We start from the raw sequence: 23,376 nt of genomic DNA, 5'->3' as shown, positions 1-23,376 counted from the left end.
AATAAAAGGCAGATGTGCTAATTTGTAATTTTTATCACCATTATAAATAAAAAGAGAACACAGAGAGTTTAACGATGTGTTTCTTATACAAGGAGAATTTATGAATAGATTTGATAATAGAAAATTTGATCAAATGAGGTTTGTTAAGATAACCAGAAACTATTTAAAATATGCAGAAGGATCGGTGTTAATTGAGGTTGGTAATACCAAAGTTATCTGTGCAGCCACTATTGAAGAAAGAGTTCCGCCATTTTTAAAGGGTAGTGGACAAGGCTGGATTACTGCCGAGTATTCCCTGTTACCACGTTCGACGCAAACTCGCAATGCTAGAGAATCAGCGCGAGGAAAAGTTTCAGGGCGGACACATGAAATTCAACGACTAATTGGACGAGCTTTGCGGAGCGTTATTGATTTAAAAGCTTTGGGTGAAAGAACAATTTTAATTGATTGTGATGTCATTCAAGCTGATGGCGGTACTAGAACTGCTTCGATTACCGGTGCTTTTGTGGCGTTAGTTGAAGCCATTGCTGGTGTTTACAATAAAGATAAACCTTTTCCCATTAAAGATTTTATTGCAGCTATCAGTGTTGGTATTTTAAGTGACAACAATGCAGTTTTAGATTTATGTTATGAAGAAGATTCAAAAGCAACGGTTGATATGAATGTTGTTATGACGGGCAGTGGTGAATTTATTGAAATTCAAGGAACAGGTGAAGAAAGACCATATACAAGAACTGAACTTAATATGATGCTTGAAAAAGCTGAAAAAGGAATTAATGAATTAATAGATTATCAAAAAGGGGTGTTGGGTGACTTAGCTTGGAAAGTTGGTTCTGAGCCATGAAAGAAATAGTTATTGCTACTAAAAATAAAGGTAAGATTGCTGAGATAAAGCTAGCATTAAAAAACCTGCCGATAAAAGTTTATGGTCTGGACGAATTTGATAATGTACCGGATGCTATTGAAGATGGCAGAAGCTTTACCGAAAATGCGATGATAAAGGCTAAATTTTATGCTGACTATTTAAATAAAGCCTGTTTAGCAGATGATTCGGGATTGGAAGTTTACAACCTTAATGGTGAACCGGGGATATTTTCGGCACGATATGCCGGAGAAAATGCCACTGATGCTGATAATAATCAACATCTATTAAAAAGGCTTGAAACATTAAAAATAACCGATACTACCTGTTGTTTTCGTTGTGTCTTAGCGTTTGTTGATAATGAAACTAGTATTACGACCGAAGGAATTTGTGAAGGGGTTATTTTGGCTGAGGGTCGAGGAGACGGTGGCTTTGGCTATGATCCTTTATTTTTCTTGCCTCAATATAAAAAAACAATGGCGGAATTAACCCCGTTGGAAAAAAATAAAATTAGTCATAGAGGGATAGCGATAGACAAAATGACTGATAAATTAACAGAGTATTTAAAATGAAAATTGGCATAATGAGTGATAGCCATGGGCAGGAGAAGGCTGTTAAAATCGCAGTAGAAAAAATGGGAGCAGTGGACTTATGGATTCATTGTGGTGATCATGATAAGGATTCGTTGTTATTAAGGACAGGTGCTGTAAAAGAGGTAATTGCGGTACAAGGAAATTGTGATTACCACTCATATTATAAAGTTGATGAATTTATCGAAATAGCTGGCAAGAAAATATGGATTACTCATGGGCATCAATATAAAATCAAAAATTCAAAGTTGGAGTTATTGTGGTGGGCTAAACAATATGAAGTAGATATTGTTATTTACGGTCATACTCATATTGCTGAAAATGTTATGATTGATAATGTTGTTTTATTTAATCCTGGAAGCGTTGGGAGTCCTCGTCAAGGAAAGCCGAGCTGTGGCTTATTAGAAATTAATAAGGAAATAGTAAAATTTGAAATAATTCAATTGTAATTATTAAAAAATAGGAGTAAAATATAATGGTTGTGTTTGGATAAATACAACTATTATATTACAACTACAGTGGCAAATTAGTAGATGATTTCAAGGGTTTTCAAGGTCTTTCTTATGGTGAAAAGTGGTTGAAACGCCTAGCTAAATATGCTATGATTGTGACTGTAAGTTTAATAAAAATTTCACATAATTTTTTTAGGAGGGTTTGCATTGCGTACAATTCAAGTTGAGCAAATAACAGAAGCAGTTGCTAATATGTGCAAAGAAGCCTGTTATTATTTGCCTCAAGACGTTTATGATGCCTTGGTAAAAGGTAAGGAAACAGAGGAGTCTCCTCTTGGGAGAGACGTATTAGACCAAATAATTAGAAATGCTGACATAGCACGTAGTGAAGATAGACCGATCTGCCAAGATACAGGTATGACGGTTGTTTTTATGGAAATTGGGCAGGATGTTCAATTTGCTGGTGGCAATTTAATTGATGCGGTTAATGCTGGTGTTGCCAAAGGTTATATTGAAGGTTATCTTCGTAAATCAGTAGTAGCAGAGCCATTATTTGATCGTAAAAATACTACCAATAATACTCCGGCAGTTATTTATACTGATATTGTGCCAGGTGACAAATTGAAAATTAAATTAGCACCAAAAGGTTTTGGTAGTGAAAATAAAAGTGCATTAAAAATGTTAGTGCCAGCTGATGGTATTGAAGGTGTGAAAAAGGTAGTTCTTGATACTGTTATTCATGCCGGGGAAAACCCATGTCCGCCAATTGTGGTTGGTGTTGGTATTGGTGGAACAATGGATAAAGCGGCTGTTTTATCTAAAAAAGCATTATTACGTTCTATTAATAAGCGTAATGACCATCCTGAATATGCAAAATTAGAAGAAGAACTATTGGATTTAATTAACAAAACTGGTATTGGGCCACAATTAGGTGGTACTACAACCGGATTAGCAGTTAATATTGAGTGGTATCCTACTCATATTGCAGGTTTACCTGTATCGGTAAACATTAGCTGTCATGCAACTAGGCATGCGGAAGTAGAATTATAAGAGGAGGTGTAAATTTAAATGAGTGAAAAAATACGCATTACTACTCCACTAACTGAAGAGCAATCTCGTAAGTTAAAAGCGGGTGATAGTGTTCTTATTACTGGTACTATTATTAGTGCTCGTGATGCTGCCCACAAAACTATGACTGAAGCGTTGGCTCGTGGTGAAAAATTACCAGTAGACTGGCAAAATCAGATCGTTTATTATTTAGGGCCAACTCCGGCTAAGCCTGGTAACCCTATTGGTTCAGCAGGTCCAACAACAGCTGGTCGTATGGATGCTTATACTCCAACGATGCTGGCACAAGGTATTAAAGCGATGATTGGTAAAGGTTCACGTAGCAAAGAAGTTGTTGAAGCGATGAAAAAACATGGCGTAACTTACCTTGCTGCTGTTGGCGGTGCTGCTGCTTTAATTTCCAAAAGTATTAAGAAATATGAAGTATTAGCGTATCCGGAACTCGGACCTGAGGCAGTTGCAGCTCTTGAAGTTGTTGATTTCCCTGCAATAGTTGTTATTGATAGTGAAGGCAATAATTACTATGAAGAAGGTCAAAAACCTTATCGTAAACTATAAAATAGAGGTTACCTAAAAACAGGAGGCTAAAAAATGAATAATACTGATTTTTACATTAGACGATTTCATTCATTATTAGGGATTGTACCGATTGGTTTCTTCCTAATTGAACACGTTTTCTCAATTTCTACAGTGCTAGGTGGACCAGGCGTGTTTGATAGTACTGTTGCTAAATTAGCAGCAATTCCACACGAAATATTATTATTTATGGAAATTTTCTTTATTGCTATTCCACTGTTACTACATGGTATTTATGGAGTTTATATTGCATTACAAGCTAAAAATAATCCAACTAATTATGGTTATGCTCGTAACTGGCAATTCTATTTACAAAGAATGACTGCATGGTACACTTTCTTCTATTTAATTTGGCACGTTGGTTATTTACGTGTAATGATGAAAGGTTCCGGCGTAGCAATTAATTATGCACTTATGAATAGTTATTTAAGCAATCCAATCGTATTTGTTCTTTATGCAATCGGGTTGGTTGCAGCAATTTATCATTTTACAAATGGCTTATTTACTTTTACTATTACTTGGGGTATTGCAAAAGGCCCTCGTATTCAATCATTCGTTAACAAATGTGCATTAGGTTTATGTGCACTAATGTCAATCGTTGGTTTAGTTGCATTAACTCGCTTTATAGCATAAATAATACATATGGTAATCCATATAATCTTAGATTAAGGAGAGAATCCGAGTGAAAAAAAGAATTATAGTTGTAGGTGGCGGTTTAGCCGGCTTAATGGCTACGATGAAGATTTGTGAAGCTGGCGGACAAGTTGACCTTTTCTCTTTATGTCCAGTAAAACGTTCCCATTCGGTTTGTGCCCAAGGCGGTATTAATGCCTGCATGAACACTAAAGGTCAAAACGATAGCATTGATGAACATTATGATGATACTGTATATGGTGGTGACTTCTTAGGGGATCAAATTGCCATCAGAGGGATGATTGAAACAGCACCAAAACTTATCGAAATGTTTGATAGAATGGGTGTTACTTTTACCCGTACTCCTGAAGGTTTATTAGATCTTCGCAACTTTGGTGGTCAAAAAAATAAACGTACTGTATTCTCCGGTGCAACAACTGGTCAACAATTGTTATATGCCTTAGATGAACAAGTACGTAAATGGGAAACCAAAGGTGCAGTTAAAAAATATGAATTCTGGGAATTCTTAAAAATCATTAAAAATAATGCTGGCGAATGTCGTGGTATCGTTGCTCAAAGCATGAACTCCATGGAAATCGAAGCATTCCCTGCTGATGCAGTAATTCTTGCTACAGGCGGTCTTGGTGTTGTGTTTGGTAAAAGCACTAACTCCACAATTTGTACAGGGGCAGCAGCAGGTGCTGTTTACCAACAAGGTGCATTACTTGGTAACAGTGAATTTATTCAAATCCATCCATCCGCAATCCCTGGTGATGACAAAAACCGTTTGATGTCAGAGTCTGCTCGTGGTGAAGGTGGTCGTGTTTGGACATACAAAGATGGCAAACCTTGGTACTTTTTAGAAGAAATGTACCCTGCATATGGTAACCTTGTACCTCGTGATATCGCAGCTCGTGCAATTTTCGATGTTTGCGTAAATCAAAAATTAGGTATCAATGGTGAAAATAGAGTTTATTTAGATTTATCACATATTGACAGTGATTATCTTGATCATAAACTTGGTGGTATTTTGGAAATTTATGAAGAATTTGTTGGTGAAGATCCGCGTAAAGTTCCAATGCAAATATTCCCGGCAATCCATTACTCCATGGGTGGTATTTGGGTAGATGTTACTCATAGAACAAACATTCCTGGTCTACTTGCTTCCGGTGAGTGTGACTACCAATATCACGGTGCTAACCGTCTTGGTGCTAACTCCTTATTGTCAGCAGCATATTCCGGTACTGTTTCCGGTCCTAGTGCAATGAAATGGGCAAAAGATGAGCAACAAGGTCCTGCATTAACAAAAGAAGAATTAGAAGCAGCTAAAAAAGCGGAAATCGAAAGATTTGAAAGCTTATTAAAAATGAGCGGTACTGAAAATGCTTATGCATTACATAAAGAGCTTGGTGATATCATGCTTGAAAATGTTGCTATCGTTCGTTTCAACGAAAAACTTGCAGCAACTGATGTTAAATTGCAAGAATTGTTAAAACGTTGGGACAACATTGGTATTTCAGATAAAGGCCGTTGGGCTAACCAAGAAGTTATGTTCGTAAGACAATTACGCGATATGATTATTCTTGCTCGTGTAATTACTTTAGCAGCATTAAACCGTGATGAAAGCCGTGGTGCTCATTACAAACCTGAGTTCCCTAATCGTGATGATGAGAAATATTTAAAAACTACTATTGCTAAATTCAACCCTGCAACAAATGCTCCTGAAATTAGCTATATTGATTTTGATCACTCTGCGATTAAACCACGTCCTCGTCGTTATGACATTGCTAAAGGAGGTAAATAGTAGCTATGACAAACAAAAAAACAGTTCATTTTATAATTGAAAGACAAGATTCTCCTAACAGTGCTCCTTACACTGAAGAATTTGTTCTTCCATATAAACCGGCAATGAATGTTGTTTCCTCTTTAATGGAAATTCAAAAAAATCCTGTTACTAAAGACGGCAAAAAAACTACTCCTGTAGTTTGGGAATGTAATTGTCTTGAAAAAGTATGCGGTGCTTGTATGATGGTTATCAATGGTAAAGCACAACAAGCTTGTGCAGCACTGATTGATCATTTAGAACAACCTATCCGTCTTGCTCCTGCTCGTACTTTCCCGGTAATTCGTGATTTGTATATTGATAGAGCAGTAATGTTTGAAAGCTTGAAAAAAGTTCAAGCTTGGGTTGATGTTGATGGTTCATGGGAAACAAAACCAGCACCTCGTCAAAACCCTAAAACTGCTGAAACGGCTTATGAAATTTCCCGTTGCATGACTTGTGGTTGTTGCATGGAAGCTTGTCCTAATGTTAATTCCGGTTCAGACTTTATCGGTCCGGCACCATCAGCACAAGCTCATTTATTCAACCTTCATCCAATTGGTGAATACTCTAAAGAAGAACGCCTTGGTGCTTTAATGCAAAAAGGTGGTATCGGTAGCTGTGGTAACAGTCAAAACTGTGTACAAGCATGTCCGAAAGACATTAAACTTACAGACTATCTTGCACAATTAAATCGTGATACCAATAAACAAGCTATCAAAAACTTATTTAATAAATAAGCAAAATGGGCATCTTAACTTTTCGTTAAGATGCCCATTTTTTATAAGTTTATTACAGTGATGATTTCTTTTGGTTATAGCCTGACCAAACAAATAAAGTAAAAGCTATTCCTAAAACGATTAAACTTGTCCATTGTGCTGATTTTAAGCCCCAAATTAGATTAGTATAATCGCCACGGAGATATTCTAAAAAAAAGCGGGCTAAAGAATATAACATTGCATACAACAAAAACACTTGCCCTTTGGCATAGTTAGTAGTTCGGAAAATTAGTAAAAGTGCAAAAATAACAATATCAATTTGCCCCTCCCAGATTTCAGCTGGCCAAAGTGGCTGATTACCATAAGTTTGATAAGCTAAGGTTGTTTGCGGATAAATGATTCCATAACTTGTACCGGTAGGGTTACCAAAGGCATCACCATTTAATAAATTAGCGATACGACCCAAGGCTTGACCTAAGATAATGGCAGGAGCAATGATATCAGCTAACGCCCAAGTATCAATTTTATGAATTTTAGTATAGATATAACCAGCTAATAGTCCGCCAACAATACCACCTTGAATCGCCATTCCGCCTTGCCAAACAAATGGTATTTCTAATAAATGATTATGATAATAAGACCAATCAAAAAAGAATACATCCCATAATCGAGCTCCAATGATACCGGAAAAACCACCAATTATGCCAATATCAACAATATGATCAGACCATCGACCATCTTGCTTGGCAAAAAAATAAGCAACACCTGTCGCTAAAATAATACTAAAGCTTAATACCAAACCATAAGCTCTAATCGGAAAATCGCCAATAAAAAACAAATATTGATGCATAATGCCCTCCTTATTTACTTAATAATTATTATAGGTTAAATAAAAAGTTTAAGCAAATAATAGTGATGTTATGGAGATATTGACTTTTAAAAAAGGAAAATATATAATAAAATTTAGTAATTATTATTATATATTGTTTTTAAATCTGGTGATGCAGAGTAGTAAGCAATTATTTTTTTGCAGAAAGTTAGCGGTTGATGCGAGCTAATAAAAAATAAAGCTGAACTTGCTGTTGAAGAGCAATTAGTTTGCCGGTGGTTACGTTATAACTAATGAGAGGATGATTATTTTCATCAATCAGGGTGGTACCGCGAATTAATTCGTCCCTGGCATAAGCCAAGGGATTTTTTTATTTTATAGTGGAAGTAAAACTCAAGGAGGTTATGATAATGGATGAAAAATATATGCCACAAGAAATTGAAGGAAAATGGCAACAAAAATGGCTTGATAACAAAGCCTTTAAAACTGAATTGGATCGTCAAAAACCGGAATACTATGTATTAGAAATGTTTCCATATCCGTCGGGAAATTTACACATGGGTCATGTCCGTAACTATTCTATTGGCGATGTGTTAGCACGATATAAAGCCATGGATGGTTATAACGTACTGCATCCAATGGGCTGGGATGCCTTTGGGATGCCGGCAGAAAATGCGGCGATTAAACATGGTGTTCAACCGGCTGAATGGACGATGAAGAATATTGAGAATATGAGAAAGCAACAAACTGAAATTGGTCTTTCTTATGATTGGGATAGAGAGGTTGCAACTTGCACTCCTGAATACTACCGCTGGACTCAATGGCTATTTTTATTGTTTTATGAGCGTGGTTTAGCTTATAAGAAAAAAGCAGCTGTAAATTGGTGCGAACAATGCAATACTGTATTGGCTAATGAACAAGTTATTGACGGTAATTGTTGGCGTTGTGACACCGTTGTGATAAAAAAAGAATTAGAACAATGGTTTTTTAAGATTACAGATTATGCTGATATTTTATTGGATGATTTAAAATTATTAAATGGTTGGCCGGATCGCGTTAAAACAATGCAAGAAAATTGGATTGGCCGTAGTGAAGGGGCTGAGTTTAATTTTTGTCTAGATGGTTCGACAGAGAAAATTCCTGTTTATACAACTAGACCGGATACAGTTTTTGGTGTAAGTTATGTTGTGTTAGCGGCAGAACATCCGCTGGTAGCGAAACTTATTGCCGAGCAAGAAAACAAAAATGAAATTGAAGATTTTATTACAAAAGTTCGTAATCAAACTGAGCTTGAACGTACTTCGACGGAAGTAGAAAAAGAAGGTGTTTTTACCGGTGCCTATGCTATTAATCCGTTTAATGGCGAAAGAGTACCGATTTGGATTGCTAACTATGTATTATTTGAATATGGAACTGGTGCAGTAATGGGAGTTCCAGCTCATGATGATCGAGATTGGCAATTTGCAACAAAATATAATTTGCCGAAAAAATTAGTTATAACCGATAAAGAAAAATCTTTTGATATTAGCACTATGACTAAAGCTTATACTGATGAAGGCATTTTAATTAATTCAGCTCATTTTTCAAATATGGAAAATGAAAAAGCTAAAAAAGCAATCACTGCATGGTTAGAAGAAGAAAACATTGGTATAAAACGAGTTAATTATCGCTTGAGAGATTGGTTGGTTTCGCGTCAACGTTATTGGGGAGCACCAATTCCAATGATATATTGTGAGCATTGTGGAGTAGTTCCTGTACCAAAAGAACAATTGCCGGTAATGTTGCCGGGAAATGTTGATTTTACAGCAGGAGCGGTATCACCGTTAGCCCAAGTTGAAGATTTTGTTAATTGTTCTTGTCCGAAATGTGGTGCTGCTGCCCGACGGGAAACTGATACAATGGATACGTTTATTTGTTCATCATGGTATTATTTGCGTTATACTGACCCTAAAAATACTAATCTACCATTTGACAGTGACCGAGCTAATTATTGGATGCCGGTAGATCAATATATTGGTGGGATTGAGCATGCTATTTTACATTTATTATATTCCCGCTTTTTTACAAAAGTTTTAAAAGATGCTGGATTAGTTAACTTTAGTGAACCTTTTAAAAACTTGTTAACACAAGGGATGGTTATTAAAGACGGTTCAAAAATGTCAAAATCTAAAGGTAATGTTGTATCACCGGAAGAGATTATCAGTAAATATGGTGCCGATACAGCTCGTTTATTTATTTTGTTTGCCGCTCCGCCGGAACGTGATTTGGAGTGGAGTGACCAAGGGGTTGAAGGTGCTTATCGTTTCTTAGGTCGGGTATGGAGAATTGTTTACCAATTAGCGCAAAAAGTTTCGCAAGGGACAGAAAATTATGATGTGGCAGTTTTAACGAAACCTGAAAAAGATTTACGCAGAGTACTCCATGCCACCATTAAAAAGGTTACTGATGATATTGGCTTAAGATTTAATTTTAATACTGCAATTAGCGCGATTATGGAGCTAGTAAATGCCATCTATACTGTTAATGATAAACAAGAAAATATAAACAATGATTTGGCGAGGGAAGTAGTTAGTTCATTATTAAAATTGTTGGCACCGTTTGCTCCGCATATTACTGAAGAATTATGGAGTGAGGTTATTGGTTGTGGCAGTGTTCATAAACAAGTTTGGCCAAAGTTTGATGAAAAAGCTGTTGTGTTAGATGAAGTTGAAGTTGTTTTACAAATTAATGGCAAGGTTCGCGATAAAATAGTTGTACCGGCTGGCTTAAATGCAAAAGAACTCGAAGAAAAGGCTTTGGAACAACAAAAAGTAAAAGATGCTGTAGCAGATAAGAATATTGTGAAAGTAATTTGCGTTCCCAATAAATTAGTTAATGTTGTAGTAAAGTAATAACTTAAGGATTAGGTGTAATAACCTAATCCTTAGTTAGTGATAATAGCTTTTTAGGAGGAAAAATGAAAAAATATAAGGTTATTTTATTTGATTTGGATGGAACTTTATCAGACTCGCAAGAGGGAATAGTAAAGAGTATTCAATACTCCTTAAAAAAACTGGGGATTATCGAAGATGATTTATTGAAGTTAAAATCAAGTATTGGCGGTTCTCTAGCTGATATTTATACTAAATGGTATGGCTTATCGCCAGAAATAGCACAAGAAGGAATCAGATTATATCGAGAAAGGTTTGAAAAAGAAGGTATTTTTGAAAATAATTTATTTTATGGCGTTAAAGATCTTTTAGCAAATTTAAAAGATTCTGGTAAGATATTGGGTTTAGCTACAGCCAAACCTAATATTTATGCTGAACAAATATTAATTAAAGAAGATATTAGAAAATACTTTGACGTTGTAGTGGGCGCAGATTTTAACAATAACCAAAAGACTAAAAGCGATATTATCAGATTAGCAATTGAAGCGGTGAGTTTTGATAATAAACAAGACTATATTATGGTTGGAGACCGCTATCATGATATTGTTGGCGCTAATGATAATGGCATTGATAGTGTCGCGGTTACTTATGGCTATGGTGAGCTAGCAGAATTAACAAAAGCACAACCTAAGATGATTGTGAACAGCGTGGCAGAATTAACAAAAGTTTTGCTAATATAATTTTACTAATTGATAAAATAGATATTGACAACTCTAGCTAAAAAGTAGTAATATACAAAACAATAATTATAAATGAAATATCTCAAGATAAAGGAAGGAATAATCATGGCTTATTACTTTAAAGAAGCATCACATACTTTTGGAGAATACTTATTGGTACCGGGCTATTCTTCAAAAGACTGCATTCCACAAAATGTTAGTTTAAAAACACCACTTGTAAAATTTAAAAAAGGTGAAGAACCTTTAATTTCAATGAACATTCCTCTTACTTCAGCTATAATGCAGTCAGTTTCGGATGATAAAATGGCAGTAGCATTAGCTAAAGAAGGTGGTGTGTCCTTTATTTATGGATCACAATCCATTGAAAATGAAGCAGCGATGGTCGCTAGAGTGAAAAATTATAAATCAGGTTTTGTAACTAGTGATTCAAACTTGAAGCCTAACGATACTTTATTATCAGTAATTGATTTAAAAGAAAAAACAGGACATTCAACAATGGCCGTTACCGAAGACGGTACGCCTACCGGTAAATTGGTAGGGATAGTGACTAGTCGTGATTATCGTGTTACTAGAATGCCAATGGATACAAAAGTTTCTGAATTTATGACCCCTTTTAGCGAATTAATTTATGCTGATGCTGATATTTCACTAAAAGAAGCGAACAATATGATTTGGGATCATAAATTAAATATGTTGCCATTAGTTGATGCGGAGCAACGCCTAAAATATATGGTTTTCCGTAAAGATTATACTGATAACAAAGAAAATGTCAGCGAATTGATTGATCCAGAGAAACGCTATGTTGTAGGTGCTGGTATTAATACTCGTGATTATGCAGAAAGAGTACCTGCATTAATTGAAGCTGGAGCAGATGTATTATGTATTGATTCATCTGAAGGATTTTCGGAATGGCAAAAAATCACACTAGAGTATATTCATAAGAACTTTGGCGATCATATCAAAGTTGGTGCGGGAAATGTTGTTGATCGTGAAGGGTTTAGATTTTTAGCGGAAGCCGGTGCTGATTTTATTAAAGTTGGTATTGGTGGCGGTTCAATTTGTATTACGCGTGAGCAAAAAGGGATTGGTCGTGGTCAAGCAACTTCGATTATTGATGTTGTGGCAGCACGTGATGAATACTATCAAGAAACAGGAATTTATATTCCGATTTGTTCTGATGGTGGGATTGTTCATGATTATCATGTGACCTTAGCCTTAGCAATGGGTGCTGATTTTGTAATGCTTGGTAGATATTTTGCACGCTTTGATGAAAGTCCAACTAACCGTGTAAAAATTAAAGGTAATTACTTAAAAGAATATTGGGGCGAAGGTTCAAGTAGAGCAAGAAACTGGCAACGTTATGATATGGGTGGCGAGAAAAAATTATCCTTCGAAGAAGGTGTTGACTCTTATGTCCCTTATGCCGGTAGCCTAAAAGATAATGTTAAAGTTACATTAGATAAAGTTCGTTCAACAATGTGTAACTGTGGTGCATTAACTATTGATGAATTGCATAAAAATGCTAAGCTTACTTTAGTTTCATCAACCAGTATTGTTGAAGGTAGCTCGCATGATGTAATAGTTAAAGACAAATATTATCGTAATGAAGAGTAAATAAAACAGCGGAGTATATTGAAAAATGTACTCCGTTTTTAGCTATTAATAAAATAAAGGCGGTATGATGATGCGCAAGAATATTATGGTGGTTTTATCATTGGTCTTAGTTTTAGTATTAGGTCTTATTACTAGCGGTTGTAATAACCTAATTAAAAATGATAAGGAAATTATTTTGGGAGCAAATTATGAAATGACCGGAGCGTTAGCGGCAGTTGCGAAACAAACCGTTAATGGTATTAATTTAGCTATTAAACAAACTAATGAACAGGGTGGAGTTTTAGGAAAACAAATTAAATTGATTATTGCTGACAATAAATCGGAGCCTTCTGAATCAGCAAATGCTATAACAAAATTAATTAAAAATGATAATGTAAAATTAGTATTTGGTTCAGTAGCAAGTTCAAATGTTTTAGCAACAGTGCAAATTGCCCATGACTCTAAAATACCATTAATAACTGCTACTGCTACTAATCCTAGTGTTACGATGGAACAGGATCAAGTTCGACCATATGTTTTTCGTACTTGTTTTATTGATCCGTTTCAGGGGGAAGTTATGGCTAATTTTGCTGCGAAATCGTTACAAGCGAAAACGGCTGTTATGTATATCGACAGTAGCTCAGATTATTCCAAAGGGTTAGCCAAAATATTTGCCGAAAAGTTCATTGCTAATGGTGGCATTATTATTGGTGAAGAATCTTTTTTACAAAAAGACCAAGATTTTAAATCAACGTTAACAAAAATTAAAGCAATAAATCCTGATGTTGTCTTTATTCCGGCTTACTATGAAGAAGTCGGCAAAATAATCAGGCAAGCCCGTGAAATCGGCATAAAATCACAATTGATCGGGACTGATGGATGGGATGATCCTAAATTAATAGAAATTGCCGGATTGAGTGCAGTTGAAGGAACATTTTTTAGTAATCACTACTCTCCACAGGATCAAGATCCGAAAGTTGTAGAATTTGTTAAAGCTTATAAAGCTGAATATAATCAAGAACCTAGTGCACTGGCGGTTTTAGGCTATGATTGTGCATTAGTTGTGATTGATGCAATTAAAAGAGCCGGTAGTGATGACCCGGAAAAAATCCGTCAGGCGCTAGAAGAAACAAAAAAACTACAGATTACAACCGGTTTACTAAGTATTGATAATAATCATAACCCAATAAAAAGTGCAGTAGTAGTAGAAATAAAAAATGGTCAACAGATATTTAAAGAAAAAATTAACCCTCAACAATAAATGAGTTATAATGATAGCAGAATAGCTGAAACTTCAGTTGTTCTGCTATTTTATTAATTTTTTCTAAGGCTCGTCTTGCTATAAATTTTTATAATACAAAAGGAGAAAATGATGAAAATAGTAGTATTGGATGGCTATGTGCTAAATCCTGGCGACTTGAGTTGGTCGAACTTAGCCAGTTTAGGTGAATTGATAGTGTATGACCGAACGAAGCCGGGTGAAGTTATAGAAAGAATAGCTGATGCTGAAATAATTTATACTAATAAAACAGTTATCAATGAGGAAATAATTACAGCTTGTCCTAATTTGAAATTTATTGGAGTACTGGCTACCGGTTATAATGTAGTGGATATAGTTGCTGCTAAGAAGAATAAAATAGTAGTTACTAATATTCCTGATTACGGCACTACGGCGGTGGCACAGTTTACGTTTGGACTAATTTTGGAGCTGTGTCATCGCATCGGACTACATAGTGATAGTGTTAAACAAGGAAAATGGAGTAATAATAGCGATTTTTCATATTGTTTAACGCCACAAACTGAATTGAAAGATAAAATTTTAGGGATTATTGGTTTTGGTAAAATTGGTAAAGCTGTTTTGAAAATAGCGCAAGCTTTTGGTTTGAAAGTAGTAATTAGCACAGCTTATCCCCAAGAACAATATTTAAATGAAAATGTAAAGTTTGTCACTACAACTGAACTTATTAAAATATCTGATATTATTTCACTACATTGTCCGTTAACAACACAAAATGAAAAATTAATAAATAAAGATAGAATAAAAGAAATGAAAGATGGGGTTATGATTATTAATACTGCACGAGGTGGGTTGATTGATGAAAAAGCTTTGGCAGAAGGTTTAACTACAAGAAAAGTATTGGGGGCAGCATTAGATGTTGTTAGTGCTGAGCCAATTTCAAGCAATAACCCTTTATTAAAAGCACCTAATTGTATTATTACCCCTCATATTGCTTGGGCTCCTAAAGAGGCTCGACAGCGACTAATGGATATTGCAGTGTTAAATTTGGAAAAATATCTTGAACAAACTCCAATTAATATTGTAAATTAAGTTATTGAGCTATTTACAAGGTTAAAGTAAATGATATAATATATATTGTGGTTAAAAAAGCGATGGAGTTCGCTAGGAAACCTGTTTACATGGTTACAACTCCTGCGATTATGTAGGAGTTTATTTATTTTTGAGAGGAGAGCTAATATGATTTACTCGCATGAAGTAAAAGAAATGACTTGCGTGGCAAGAGCTACTAATCATGGTTCTGCGCCAATCCCACAAGAAGGCAAATGGACAAAAACAAAAGAGGTAAAAGACATTAATGGTTTAACACACGGTATTGGCTGGTGTGCACCTCAACAAGGCGCTTGTAAATTAACTTTAAATGTTAAAGATGGCGTTATCCAAGAAGCTTTAATTGAAACAGTTGGTTGTTCCGGTATGACTCATTCTGCAGCAATGGCAGCAGAAATCCTTACAGGTAAAACAATTTTAGAAGCATTAAACACAGATTTAGTTTGTGATGCTATTAACACAGCAATGCGCGAATTGTTCTTACAAATTGCTTATGGTAGAACTCAAACTGCTTTCTCCGAAGGTGGTTTACCAATCGGTGCTGGTCTTGAAGACTTAGGAAAAGGTTTACGTAGCCAAGTTGGTACAACTTTTGGTACTTTAGCAAAAGGTCCTCGTTACCTTGAATTAGCAGAAGGTTACATTACTACATTAGCACTTGATGAAAATAATGAAATCACTGGTTACAAATTTGTTCATCTTGGTAAAATGATGGAAATGATTCAACAAAAAGGTATGGATGCTAACGAAGCACTACAAAAAGCTACTGGGCAATATGGTAGATTTGATAATGCTGCTAAGTACATCGATCCACGTAAAGAATAGAATTATTTAATATAGAGAGGGGATTTATAGTATGGCGATGTTTGAAGGTTACGAACGACGTATAGATAAAATCACAGAATCTTTAAAAACATTTGGTATTTCTTCATTAGAGGAAGCTAAAAAAATCTGTGATGATAAAGGTATAGATGTAGCAGGTATTGTAAAAGGAATACAACCAATCTGCTTTGAAAATGCCTGTTGGGCATACACTTTAGGAGCGGCAATTGCAATTAAAAAAGGTTGCACTAAAGCTTCTGATGCGGCAAAAGCAATTGGTGAAGGGTTACAAGCTTTTTGTATTCCTGGTTCTGTTGCTGATAGCAGACAAGTTGGTATTGGACATGGTAATTTAGCATCAATGCTACTTACTGAAGATACTAAATGCTTTGCATTCTTAGCAGGTCATGAATCTTTTGCAGCTGCTGAAGGTGCGATTGGTCTTGCTAGATCTGCTAATAAAGTTAGAAAAGATCCATTACGTGTAATTTTAAATGGTCTTGGTAAAGATGCTGCTCTTGTAATTTCTCGTATTAATGGTTTCACTTATGTGCAAACTGATTACGATTATTACACAAACGAATTAAAAATCGTTAAAGAAACAGCTTACTCTGATGGTGAAAGAGCAAAAGTTAGATGCTATGGCGCTGATGATGTTCAAGAAGGTGTGGCAATCATGAGATCTGAGAAAGTTGATATTTCCATCACTGGTAACTCAACTAACCCAACTCGTTTCCAACATCCTGTTGCTGGTACATATAAAAAAGAATGTAACGAAAATGGTAGAAGTTATTTCTCCGTTGCTTCAGGTGGTGGTACTGGTAGAACATTACATCCTGATAACATGGGTGCCGGTCCTGCTTCATATGGTATGACTGATACTATGGGTCGCATGCATTCTGATGCTCAATTTGCTGGTTCTTCTTCAGTTCCTGCACACGTTGAAATGATGGGGCTAATCGGTATGGGTAATAACCCAATGGTTGGCGCTAGCGTTGCCGTGGCAGTTGCTATTGAAGAGTCCAATAAATAATTTTACAATTAAAGATAAAGTCGCAATTAACATTTTGTTAATTGCGACTTTTTTTGTTTTCACAGATTGACATAATCAGCAGGAACATTTTTGGACAATAAGTTTTTTAAGCGATAGAACTTATAAGCTAGTAATAATTGATTTTTAATATGAATATCATCTAAGTTGTAACCTAAAATTTCCTCTATTTTTTGTTTACGCCATAAAACGGTGTTTTGATGAATAAATAACTTTTGTGAAATGATTTTTGTACTGGCATTATTTAAAATATAAAATAGGGTTTTTAATAATTGCCCATCATTCTGTTTGTCGGATAAAATTATTTTTCCGAGCATTTTATCAATAAATCGATCTACATCAGTATTATTAAAAGCATTTAAAACTATTTGGTAAATTGCATGTAATTCAAAATTAAATAATACATAATTATCATTATTATCAAGGGCAAATAGTAAGCTAGATAAAGCGTCAGCATAAATTTGGTTAAAATTAAAATTATCTTCTTCTAACGATATGGATATTTTAAATTTATATTCAGGAAACCTCAACAAGAGTTTTTCCGCTAGAAGTTTGGCATTTTTATTTATACTTGCCGGATTAACCGGTTGGACTAAAGTAGAGATACCCCAGGTTGTAAGCCAAGTCCAAGCATAGCCATTAATAAATAACCATTCTCCTAATGCATTATTAATAATGTCAGTTAGATGATGCTTATCATCTAACACTGATATTATATAACAAGCTACCGGAGCGTTTAAATCCAAACCATAAGTTTCGAGGATTTGATTTTTTTGTTTAACACTATATTGTTCTGACAATAAGTTGTTAAATAAACGATTGCGATTTTGAAACTCATATAATAAATCAATTTGCCTATTTTCAAGGACTTTGTTTGTGATATCCAAGATATGTAGCGATAAGATCTTTTTATTATTAAAGCTATACTTCATGTCTGAAATAGAAATTTGCAATACTTTTCGTACGCCGTTTTGTGTAAGTTCACTTTCAAAAGAAAAGTTGGCATTTGATTTTAATGCTTTTTTAATCCCTAGAATAATTTGATTAAGAAATTTACTGTTACTGGTATCGGTAGGTAACTTTATATTATGGGGTAAATTAGGACATTGTGTTTCAAAAGAACCGAATTTTTCTAAAATAATTCCTTCTTCATTAATTATTGCAGAGGCTCCGGAAATGGCTTGAGCAAAGGATCTTAATAACTCAAAACTGGTATCATAGCTATTTTTCACATTAAAATGATTTTTAATTTTAGCCTTGATGTCTTTTGCATTAAAGGGTTTTATTACATAGTCAACTGCCCCTAATTCTAAGCCCTTGTTGATATAGTCCATATCGTCAACACTTGTTAACAATATGACCGGTATTCTAGCTGTTAGGGGTGAGGCTTGGATTTTTTCTAGTAACTCAAAGCCTCCTAAATTAGGCATAACAATATCCAATAAAATTAAATCAGGATTATTATTTCTTAAATATGTTAAAGCTTCTAATCCATCGCAAGCATTAATAATATTAATATTGTTGTCATCTAAGAGACCAATTACTAACTCACGATCAATATTGTTATCGTCAACTATGAGGATAGTATTTTTACAACTCATAATATCTACCTCGTAACCTTTATATAATATGATATTACTATTGTAAGACTAATTTCCTGTTTTTACAAGTTGAATTGTATTATTACACAATAATAGCGGATTTTTTTTGTTTATTGCTACAATGCATAAAAATGGATATTGAGTTATAATAAAAGTAAATTTATAGAAACTAATTAAGGAGGTAGCAATATGAATAACCTAGCGGAAGTACTTGATATCGCTGAAGATACACAAAAAGGAAAATTTTTAACGTTTTTGCTAGGGGATGAAGTTTATGGCATAGAAATAGCGATTGTTATAGAGATAATCGGCTTACACCCCATTACGGAAATGCCACAAATGCCACCTTATGTAAGAGGAATTATTAATTTGCGTGGCAAGATAATTCCGGTAGTTGACATGAGGCTGAAATTTAAAAAAGATTTTAAGGAATACAATAGTAGAACCTGTATTGTTGTTGTGAATATAAGAGACACTTTAATTGGGTTAATTGTTGACAGTGTGGTAGAGGTTGTTTATATTGCTGATGAAAATATTGTTGTACCACCAAATGTTAATGTTATCAGTAATAAATATGTAAAAAGCATTGGTAAAGTAGGCGATAAAGTCAAATTATTGCTAGATTGTGAAAAAATATTTACTGATGAAGAGCTATTTGTAAGCATGGACATCTAATAAGTAATAATACTTGAGGAGGTTTTATTGTGAAATGGTTTATGAATTTAAAAATTGGTGTTAAGTTAACGGTAGCATTTGTGACAGTGGCAATTTTAGCAGGCTTTGTTGGTGGTATTGGCATTATTAATATGAAATCAATAGATAAAGAATATACGATATTGTATAGAGATTATGGTATTGGTATGGGCGACTTAGGTGGCTTTGGTATGGATTTTCGTGATATGAGAACCGCAACTAGGCTTGTATTTATGGATAAAACTAGTGATTTAAGATTAAAAAGTTATAATAAAGTTGTAGAACTTGATAAAAAAATAGATGATGATATTAAACAAATTGAACTCAGCCTTCTTAGTGAAGAGGAAAAAGTAAAGTTTAATGGTCTAAAAAGTAAAATAAGTAGTTTTATGTCAACTAGAGAGCGAGTTTTTTCACTCGCTAATAGTGGCAGATTAGATGAAGCTGCTACATTATTTCAAAATGAAGCAGATGCAAAAAGTCTGGAGATTATTGGAGAAATTACAGATCTTTTTAAGTTGAAAGAAACTTTAGGTAATAAAAGAATTGTTGAAGTTAATGATATGAGCTCATCAACAATGACGATGATGCTCATTACAACAATTATAATTTTCATTTTAGCCGTTATTTTAGGAATGTTCTTGTCAAAACTTATTAGTAAACCGATTTATAAATTAAAAGATGCTGCTAATAAAATAGCAGAAGGGGACTTGACAGTTAAAGTTAATGTTAACAGTAAAGATGAGATTGGTGATTTGGCACAAGCTTTCACACAAATGGCAGATACAACCAATGAAATTATGACACAAATCAATACTGCAGCCGTTCAAGTTGCGGCCGGTGCGAAAAATATTTCCGATTCTAGTCTTTCTCTATCAGAAGGAGCGACTGAACAAGCGAGCGCCGTAGAAGAATTAACTTCTTCCATCGAAGAAATTTCAGCACAAACAAGGCAAAACGCTGAAAATGCTAATAAAGCAAATCAACTTACTATTGATGCCCAAACTAGTGCGTTGCAAGGAAATAGTCAAATGCAGGAAATGTTAAAAGCAATGAATGATATTAATTCATCATCTAACAGCATTTCTAAAATAATAAAAGTAATTGATGAAATTGCCTTCCAAACTAATATTTTAGCGCTAAATGCGGCAGTGGAAGCTGCTAGAGCTGGACAGCATGGCAAAGGCTTTGCGGTAGTAGCGGAAGAGGTTAGAAACCTAGCCGCAAGATCAGCTAAAGCAGCTGAAGAAACTACTGATATGATTGAAACTTCGATTGTAAAAGTTAATGAAGGAACTAAAATTGCGAATAATACGGCTATGGCGTTAGAAGAGATTGTCAATACAGTTACTAAAGTTGCTGAATTGGTAGAAGGCATTACCCATGCTTCCAACGAACAAAGTTTAGGTATTGAACAAATCAGCCAAGGGGTAATACAAGTATCCCAAGTTGTTCAAGCTAACTCTGCTAATGCTGAAGAAAGTGCTAGTGCGAGCGAAGAATTAAGTTCACAAGCTGATTTGTTAAGAAAAAATGTAGCAAAATTTAAAACAAAAAAAATTAGCAATAATATTCATTTGGATAATTTTGAGAGCCACTCACAAGGATATTATGATAATAGACGAAATCAAGAAAATACAAAAATTCATTCATCAATTCAGCAGATTTCTTTAAGTGATGAAGAATTCGGTAAATATTAATTACTAGGATATTAATGTTAGGGCAAGCTATATTTCATAAAAAAAGAATATAGCTTGCCTTTATTCTAATCCTGATATTTTCTTGAAAGAATCAGGGGGATTTATATGAATAAAAAAGCTACAGTTTTTATTTTAGATGATGATGACATCAACTTAATGTTACTAGAAGAAGCCCTACAAGATGATTATTTGGTAATAACTGAAAAACAAAAATTACCAGCCTTGATGAAAATTAAAAGTTATAATCCTGACATCATTTTACTAGATGTTATGATGCCGGAAATTAGTGGTTATGAATTTTATAAAATTTTAAAAGGTGATATGGCTACAGCTAGCACTCCGGTAATATTTTTATCGGCACTGGATGATCCTAATAGTAAAGCTTACGGATTAGGCTTAGGGGCTGCTGATTATGTCACTAAACCTTTTAATATCAATGAAATTAAAATTAGGATTGATAATCATTTAAAAGTTAGAGTTAGAGAAGCGGAGCTCCTAAAAAAGATAAACAATGTTCATAAGGATTATTTACATAATCAAGAAAAATTAAAAAGTGTTATGGATGAGTACAATAATATTATGCTAAGAGTAGTAACGGCATACAGCAAGGAAAAGAGTAATCATATTTTAAGAATAAAAAAATATACTGAGCTTTTAGTAAAAAAATATGGTGAGGTTTACGGTGACAGTAAAAGTCAGGGTAAACTAAAAATAATTTCTAAAGCGGCAATGTTACATGATATAGGAAAAATAACAATACCTGACGAAATAATAAATAAGAAAGAAAAATTGTGTAAGGAAGAGTTTGCTTTAATCAAAAAACATACTATTGCCGGTCTTGATTTATTGAATAGTGAAAATATAGTAAATTGTACAGAAGTACTGGATTATGCTGTGGATATAATAAAGTATCACCACGAACGCTTTGATGGTAATGGTTATCCTGAAGGTCTGAAAGGTTATGATATTCCTTTTTGTGCCAGAGTAGTGGCCTTAGCTGATGTGTATGATGCTTTAGTTACGCCTAGAGTATATAACAAGTTATATACTCATAGTGAAGCAATGGGAATTATAAGCGATGAAAAATCAAAGCACTTTGACCCGGAAATTGTAGAAATCTTCATTAATAATAATGAATTATTTGTGCAGATTGCGAAAGAATATGCTGATGGAAATAATGATTATAGTTGTTAAAGTAAACTAAGCAGAGAAGAGTGTTTGAAATGATTATTATAGCGGATATTAAAATTAATATAATGCTGGTAGATGATATGGTTATAAATCGGCTTATTTTAGAGGATTTGATACTACAAGCTTTTAATAATAGTTCTAAAATTCCTATTACACATGCCGCAAATGGAGAAGAAGCGTTGGCTATTTTAAAAGATAATTATGATTATGATTTAATTTTTATGGATGTTAATATGCCGCTGATTAATGGGTATGAAGCAAGTAAGTTTATTAAAGAAAAAATTTCGCCTGATATTGCTGTTTACATTATTTCCGGCAATGATATTTTGGGCGAATTTGATAAAATTTCACAAGCAAAAGCTGATGGTTATCTGGAAAAGCCTATTGATATAAAAAAAATTGAAAAAATTATTAGAGAAATATTTCATAAAAAGATAACACGAGAGGTGGAAGCTTTATGAAGAACAAAAGAATTAGATATAGCTTTGTTGATGAAGTTGAAGTATTAGAGCGATTAAATGACAATTTAGACTTATTTAATAGAATGATTATAAAGTTTAAAGAAACTTATACAAAATCTGATGAAGAGATTGCAATGCTAATAATCCAAGAAAATTATGATGATGCAAGAATAATTGTTCATTCAATAAAAGGAGTTGCAAGAAATTTAGGAATTTTTAAACTAGCATTGGTTGCTGAAAAGTTAGAAAAGTTGCTACTGGACAGAGCAAAAAATGAACTGTTAATGAGTTGTTTGGTAGAGTTTAATAATACATTAGTTGAGGTTTTAAATGAAATTAATAAGTTCGAAAAAGACACTGTTAAGGAGGGAGAAGAATGAAACAGGTTTTGATTGTTGATGATGCTCCTTTTGTTAGATTAACATTGAAAAATATGTTAGAGAAAAATGGTTTTTTAATTGCAGGTGAAGCAACAAACGGTCAGGAAGCTATTATGAATTATTTTCAATTAAAACCGGATGTGGTGACAATGGATATTAGTATGCCGGTTATGAATGGGACTACAGCCTTAAAGCAAATTATCAATAAAGATCCTCAAGCTAATGTTATTATGGTAACAGCCGTAGGACAAGAGGAATTTATTAAAGAAGCAGTTTTAAATGGTGCGAAGTATTTTATTGTGAAACCACTAGAAGAGGAATTTGTGGTTAATACTATTAATAGGATTTTAACCTGCTAATGAAAGGGTTTGGTGAA

At 34.2% G+C, this 23,376-nt stretch carries 23 protein-coding genes and 1 other annotated feature; of the genes, 21 read left to right on the top strand and 2 right to left on the bottom strand.

The genetic code is table 11. The annotated features are described in order from the left end of the window. The first annotated feature begins 100 nt into the window (after positions 1–100). From rph to sdhB, 8 genes are all read left to right on the top strand, one after another. Positions 101–844: a ribonuclease PH gene (gene rph, locus KBI38_01825; protein MBP8628798.1), complete on the top strand. Its 744-nt coding sequence runs from the start codon at positions 101–103 to the stop codon at positions 842–844. After that, positions 841–1,434, top strand: a complete 594-nt coding sequence (locus KBI38_01820) for an XTP/dITP diphosphatase (GenBank protein MBP8628797.1) — start codon at positions 841–843, stop codon at positions 1,432–1,434. Before rph ends, KBI38_01820 begins: the two co-directional genes overlap by 4 nt. Then, on the top strand, positions 1,431–1,901 hold the full coding sequence (locus KBI38_01815; protein ID MBP8628796.1) for a metallophosphoesterase: 471 nt from the start codon (positions 1,431–1,433) through the stop codon (positions 1,899–1,901). The genes KBI38_01820 and KBI38_01815 overlap by 4 nt, the downstream gene beginning before the upstream one ends. A gap of 210 nt (positions 1,902–2,111) precedes the next feature. Beyond that, positions 2,112–2,954, top strand: a complete 843-nt coding sequence (locus KBI38_01810) for a fumarate hydratase (GenBank protein MBP8628795.1) — start codon at positions 2,112–2,114, stop codon at positions 2,952–2,954. A gap of 18 nt (positions 2,955–2,972) precedes the next feature. Further along, on the top strand, positions 2,973–3,530 hold the full coding sequence (locus KBI38_01805; protein MBP8628794.1) for a Fe-S-containing hydro-lyase: 558 nt from the start codon (positions 2,973–2,975) through the stop codon (positions 3,528–3,530). 33 nt (positions 3,531–3,563) lie between these two features. Beyond that, positions 3,564–4,181 carry a succinate dehydrogenase gene (locus tag KBI38_01800; GenBank protein MBP8628793.1) on the top strand — a complete coding sequence of 206 codons (618 nt, stop codon included), beginning with the start codon at positions 3,564–3,566 and terminating at the stop codon, positions 4,179–4,181. Between the two features lie 49 nt (positions 4,182–4,230). Continuing rightward, the gene (gene sdhA / locus KBI38_01795) at positions 4,231–5,985 is read left to right on the top strand and encodes a succinate dehydrogenase flavoprotein subunit (protein MBP8628792.1); all 1,755 of its coding nucleotides are present in this window, start codon (positions 4,231–4,233) and stop codon (positions 5,983–5,985) included. Positions 5,986–5,990: 5 nt separating this feature from the next. Further along, positions 5,991–6,743: a succinate dehydrogenase iron-sulfur subunit gene (gene sdhB / locus KBI38_01790; protein MBP8628791.1), complete on the top strand. Its 753-nt coding sequence runs from the start codon at positions 5,991–5,993 to the stop codon at positions 6,741–6,743. 52 nt (positions 6,744–6,795) lie between these two features. On the opposite strand, the gene lgt is transcribed toward sdhB, so the two are convergent. Next, on the bottom strand, positions 6,796–7,572 hold the full coding sequence (gene lgt / locus KBI38_01785) for a prolipoprotein diacylglyceryl transferase (GenBank protein ID MBP8628790.1): 777 nt from the start codon (positions 7,570–7,572) through the stop codon (positions 6,796–6,798). A 139-nt stretch (positions 7,573–7,711) separates the two neighbouring features. Then, positions 7,712–7,903 (top strand) — a binding site (T-box leader). 58 nt (positions 7,904–7,961) lie between these two features. Here lgt and KBI38_01780 point away from each other — a divergent pair. From KBI38_01780 to KBI38_01750, 7 genes are all read left to right on the top strand, one after another. After that, positions 7,962–10,442: a leucine--tRNA ligase gene (locus tag KBI38_01780; GenBank protein MBP8628789.1), complete on the top strand. Its 2,481-nt coding sequence runs from the start codon at positions 7,962–7,964 to the stop codon at positions 10,440–10,442. 65 nt (positions 10,443–10,507) lie between these two features. Further along, positions 10,508–11,161, top strand: a complete 654-nt coding sequence (locus KBI38_01775; GenBank protein ID MBP8628788.1) for an HAD-IA family hydrolase — start codon at positions 10,508–10,510, stop codon at positions 11,159–11,161. 105 nt (positions 11,162–11,266) lie between these two features. Next, entirely contained in the window at positions 11,267–12,775 is a 1,509-nt protein-coding gene (locus KBI38_01770) for an IMP dehydrogenase (protein ID MBP8628787.1), read from the top strand. A gap of 70 nt (positions 12,776–12,845) precedes the next feature. After that, positions 12,846–14,015 carry an ABC transporter substrate-binding protein gene (locus tag KBI38_01765; GenBank protein ID MBP8628786.1) on the top strand — a complete coding sequence of 390 codons (1,170 nt, stop codon included), beginning with the start codon at positions 12,846–12,848 and terminating at the stop codon, positions 14,013–14,015. Between the two features lie 111 nt (positions 14,016–14,126). Next, on the top strand, positions 14,127–15,083 hold the full coding sequence (locus KBI38_01760) for a D-2-hydroxyacid dehydrogenase (protein MBP8628785.1): 957 nt from the start codon (positions 14,127–14,129) through the stop codon (positions 15,081–15,083). A 147-nt stretch (positions 15,084–15,230) separates the two neighbouring features. Continuing rightward, positions 15,231–15,926 (top strand): iron-sulfur cluster assembly scaffold protein, encoded by a 696-nt coding sequence (locus tag KBI38_01755; protein ID MBP8628784.1) that lies wholly within the window; start codon positions 15,231–15,233, stop codon positions 15,924–15,926. A 31-nt stretch (positions 15,927–15,957) separates the two neighbouring features. Further along, positions 15,958–16,956, top strand: a complete 999-nt coding sequence (locus tag KBI38_01750) for a GGGtGRT protein (GenBank protein MBP8628783.1) — start codon at positions 15,958–15,960, stop codon at positions 16,954–16,956. A gap of 59 nt (positions 16,957–17,015) precedes the next feature. Here KBI38_01750 and KBI38_01745 read toward each other — a convergent pair whose 3' ends face one another. Then, the gene (locus tag KBI38_01745) at positions 17,016–18,575 is read right to left on the bottom strand and encodes a response regulator (GenBank protein MBP8628782.1); all 1,560 of its coding nucleotides are present in this window, start codon (positions 18,573–18,575) and stop codon (positions 17,016–17,018) included. 189 nt (positions 18,576–18,764) lie between these two features. Here KBI38_01745 and KBI38_01740 point away from each other — a divergent pair, with 189 nt between their 5' ends. The 6 genes from KBI38_01740 to KBI38_01715 all read left to right on the top strand — a co-directional run bounded on the left by KBI38_01740 (position 18,765) and on the right by KBI38_01715 (position 23,359). After that, positions 18,765–19,250 (top strand): purine-binding chemotaxis protein CheW, encoded by a 486-nt coding sequence (locus KBI38_01740; protein ID MBP8628781.1) that lies wholly within the window; start codon positions 18,765–18,767, stop codon positions 19,248–19,250. Between the two features lie 29 nt (positions 19,251–19,279). Beyond that, positions 19,280–20,968, top strand: coding sequence for an MCP four helix bundle domain-containing protein (locus tag KBI38_01735; GenBank protein MBP8628780.1), 1,689 nt, complete (start codon positions 19,280–19,282; stop codon positions 20,966–20,968). Between the two features lie 105 nt (positions 20,969–21,073). Next, positions 21,074–22,162, top strand: a complete 1,089-nt coding sequence (locus tag KBI38_01730; protein MBP8628779.1) for a response regulator — start codon at positions 21,074–21,076, stop codon at positions 22,160–22,162. 29 nt (positions 22,163–22,191) lie between these two features. Next, entirely contained in the window at positions 22,192–22,620 is a 429-nt protein-coding gene (locus KBI38_01725) for a response regulator (GenBank protein MBP8628778.1), read from the top strand. After that, a complete protein-coding gene (locus KBI38_01720; GenBank protein ID MBP8628777.1) occupies positions 22,617–23,000 on the top strand; it encodes an Hpt domain-containing protein in 384 nt (127 codons plus the stop codon). The genes KBI38_01725 and KBI38_01720 overlap by 4 nt, the downstream gene beginning before the upstream one ends. Next, on the top strand, positions 22,997–23,359 hold the full coding sequence (locus KBI38_01715) for a response regulator (protein ID MBP8628776.1): 363 nt from the start codon (positions 22,997–22,999) through the stop codon (positions 23,357–23,359). Before KBI38_01720 ends, KBI38_01715 begins: the two co-directional genes overlap by 4 nt. The last annotated feature ends 17 nt before the right edge of the window (positions 23,360–23,376 follow it).

The organism is Negativicutes bacterium (genome assembly GCA_018052945.1).
Taxonomy (GTDB): domain Bacteria; phylum Bacillota; class Negativicutes; order JAGPMH01; family JAGPMH01; genus JAGPMH01.
Note: the sequence above shows the minus strand (reverse complement) of the source record. Positions and strands in the feature narration are given on the sequence as shown.

Coding starts and splice junctions, on each gene's coding strand:
- KBI38_01775 (MBP8628788.1), top strand. CDS start 10,508: ATGAAAAAATATAAGGTTATTTTATTTGATTTGGATGGAACTTTATCA.
- KBI38_01780 (MBP8628789.1), top strand. CDS start 7,962: ATGGATGAAAAATATATGCCACAAGAAATTGAAGGAAAATGGCAACAA.
- KBI38_01820 (MBP8628797.1), top strand. CDS start 841: ATGAAAGAAATAGTTATTGCTACTAAAAATAAAGGTAAGATTGCTGAG.
- KBI38_01815 (MBP8628796.1), top strand. CDS start 1,431: ATGAAAATTGGCATAATGAGTGATAGCCATGGGCAGGAGAAGGCTGTT.
- KBI38_01800 (MBP8628793.1), top strand. CDS start 3,564: ATGAATAATACTGATTTTTACATTAGACGATTTCATTCATTATTAGGG.
- KBI38_01715 (MBP8628776.1), top strand. CDS start 22,997: ATGAAACAGGTTTTGATTGTTGATGATGCTCCTTTTGTTAGATTAACA.
- KBI38_01745 (MBP8628782.1), bottom strand. CDS start 18,575: ATGAGTTGTAAAAATACTATCCTCATAGTTGACGATAACAATATTGAT.
- sdhB (MBP8628791.1), top strand. CDS start 5,991: ATGACAAACAAAAAAACAGTTCATTTTATAATTGAAAGACAAGATTCT.
- KBI38_01755 (MBP8628784.1), top strand. CDS start 15,231: ATGATTTACTCGCATGAAGTAAAAGAAATGACTTGCGTGGCAAGAGCT.
- KBI38_01805 (MBP8628794.1), top strand. CDS start 2,973: ATGAGTGAAAAAATACGCATTACTACTCCACTAACTGAAGAGCAATCT.
- KBI38_01740 (MBP8628781.1), top strand. CDS start 18,765: ATGAATAACCTAGCGGAAGTACTTGATATCGCTGAAGATACACAAAAA.
- rph (MBP8628798.1), top strand. CDS start 101: ATGAATAGATTTGATAATAGAAAATTTGATCAAATGAGGTTTGTTAAG.
- KBI38_01725 (MBP8628778.1), top strand. CDS start 22,192: ATGATTATTATAGCGGATATTAAAATTAATATAATGCTGGTAGATGAT.
- KBI38_01765 (MBP8628786.1), top strand. CDS start 12,846: ATGCGCAAGAATATTATGGTGGTTTTATCATTGGTCTTAGTTTTAGTA.
- KBI38_01750 (MBP8628783.1), top strand. CDS start 15,958: ATGGCGATGTTTGAAGGTTACGAACGACGTATAGATAAAATCACAGAA.
- lgt (MBP8628790.1), bottom strand. CDS start 7,572: ATGCATCAATATTTGTTTTTTATTGGCGATTTTCCGATTAGAGCTTAT.
- KBI38_01770 (MBP8628787.1), top strand. CDS start 11,267: ATGGCTTATTACTTTAAAGAAGCATCACATACTTTTGGAGAATACTTA.
- KBI38_01720 (MBP8628777.1), top strand. CDS start 22,617: ATGAAGAACAAAAGAATTAGATATAGCTTTGTTGATGAAGTTGAAGTA.
- KBI38_01760 (MBP8628785.1), top strand. CDS start 14,127: ATGAAAATAGTAGTATTGGATGGCTATGTGCTAAATCCTGGCGACTTG.
- KBI38_01730 (MBP8628779.1), top strand. CDS start 21,074: ATGAATAAAAAAGCTACAGTTTTTATTTTAGATGATGATGACATCAAC.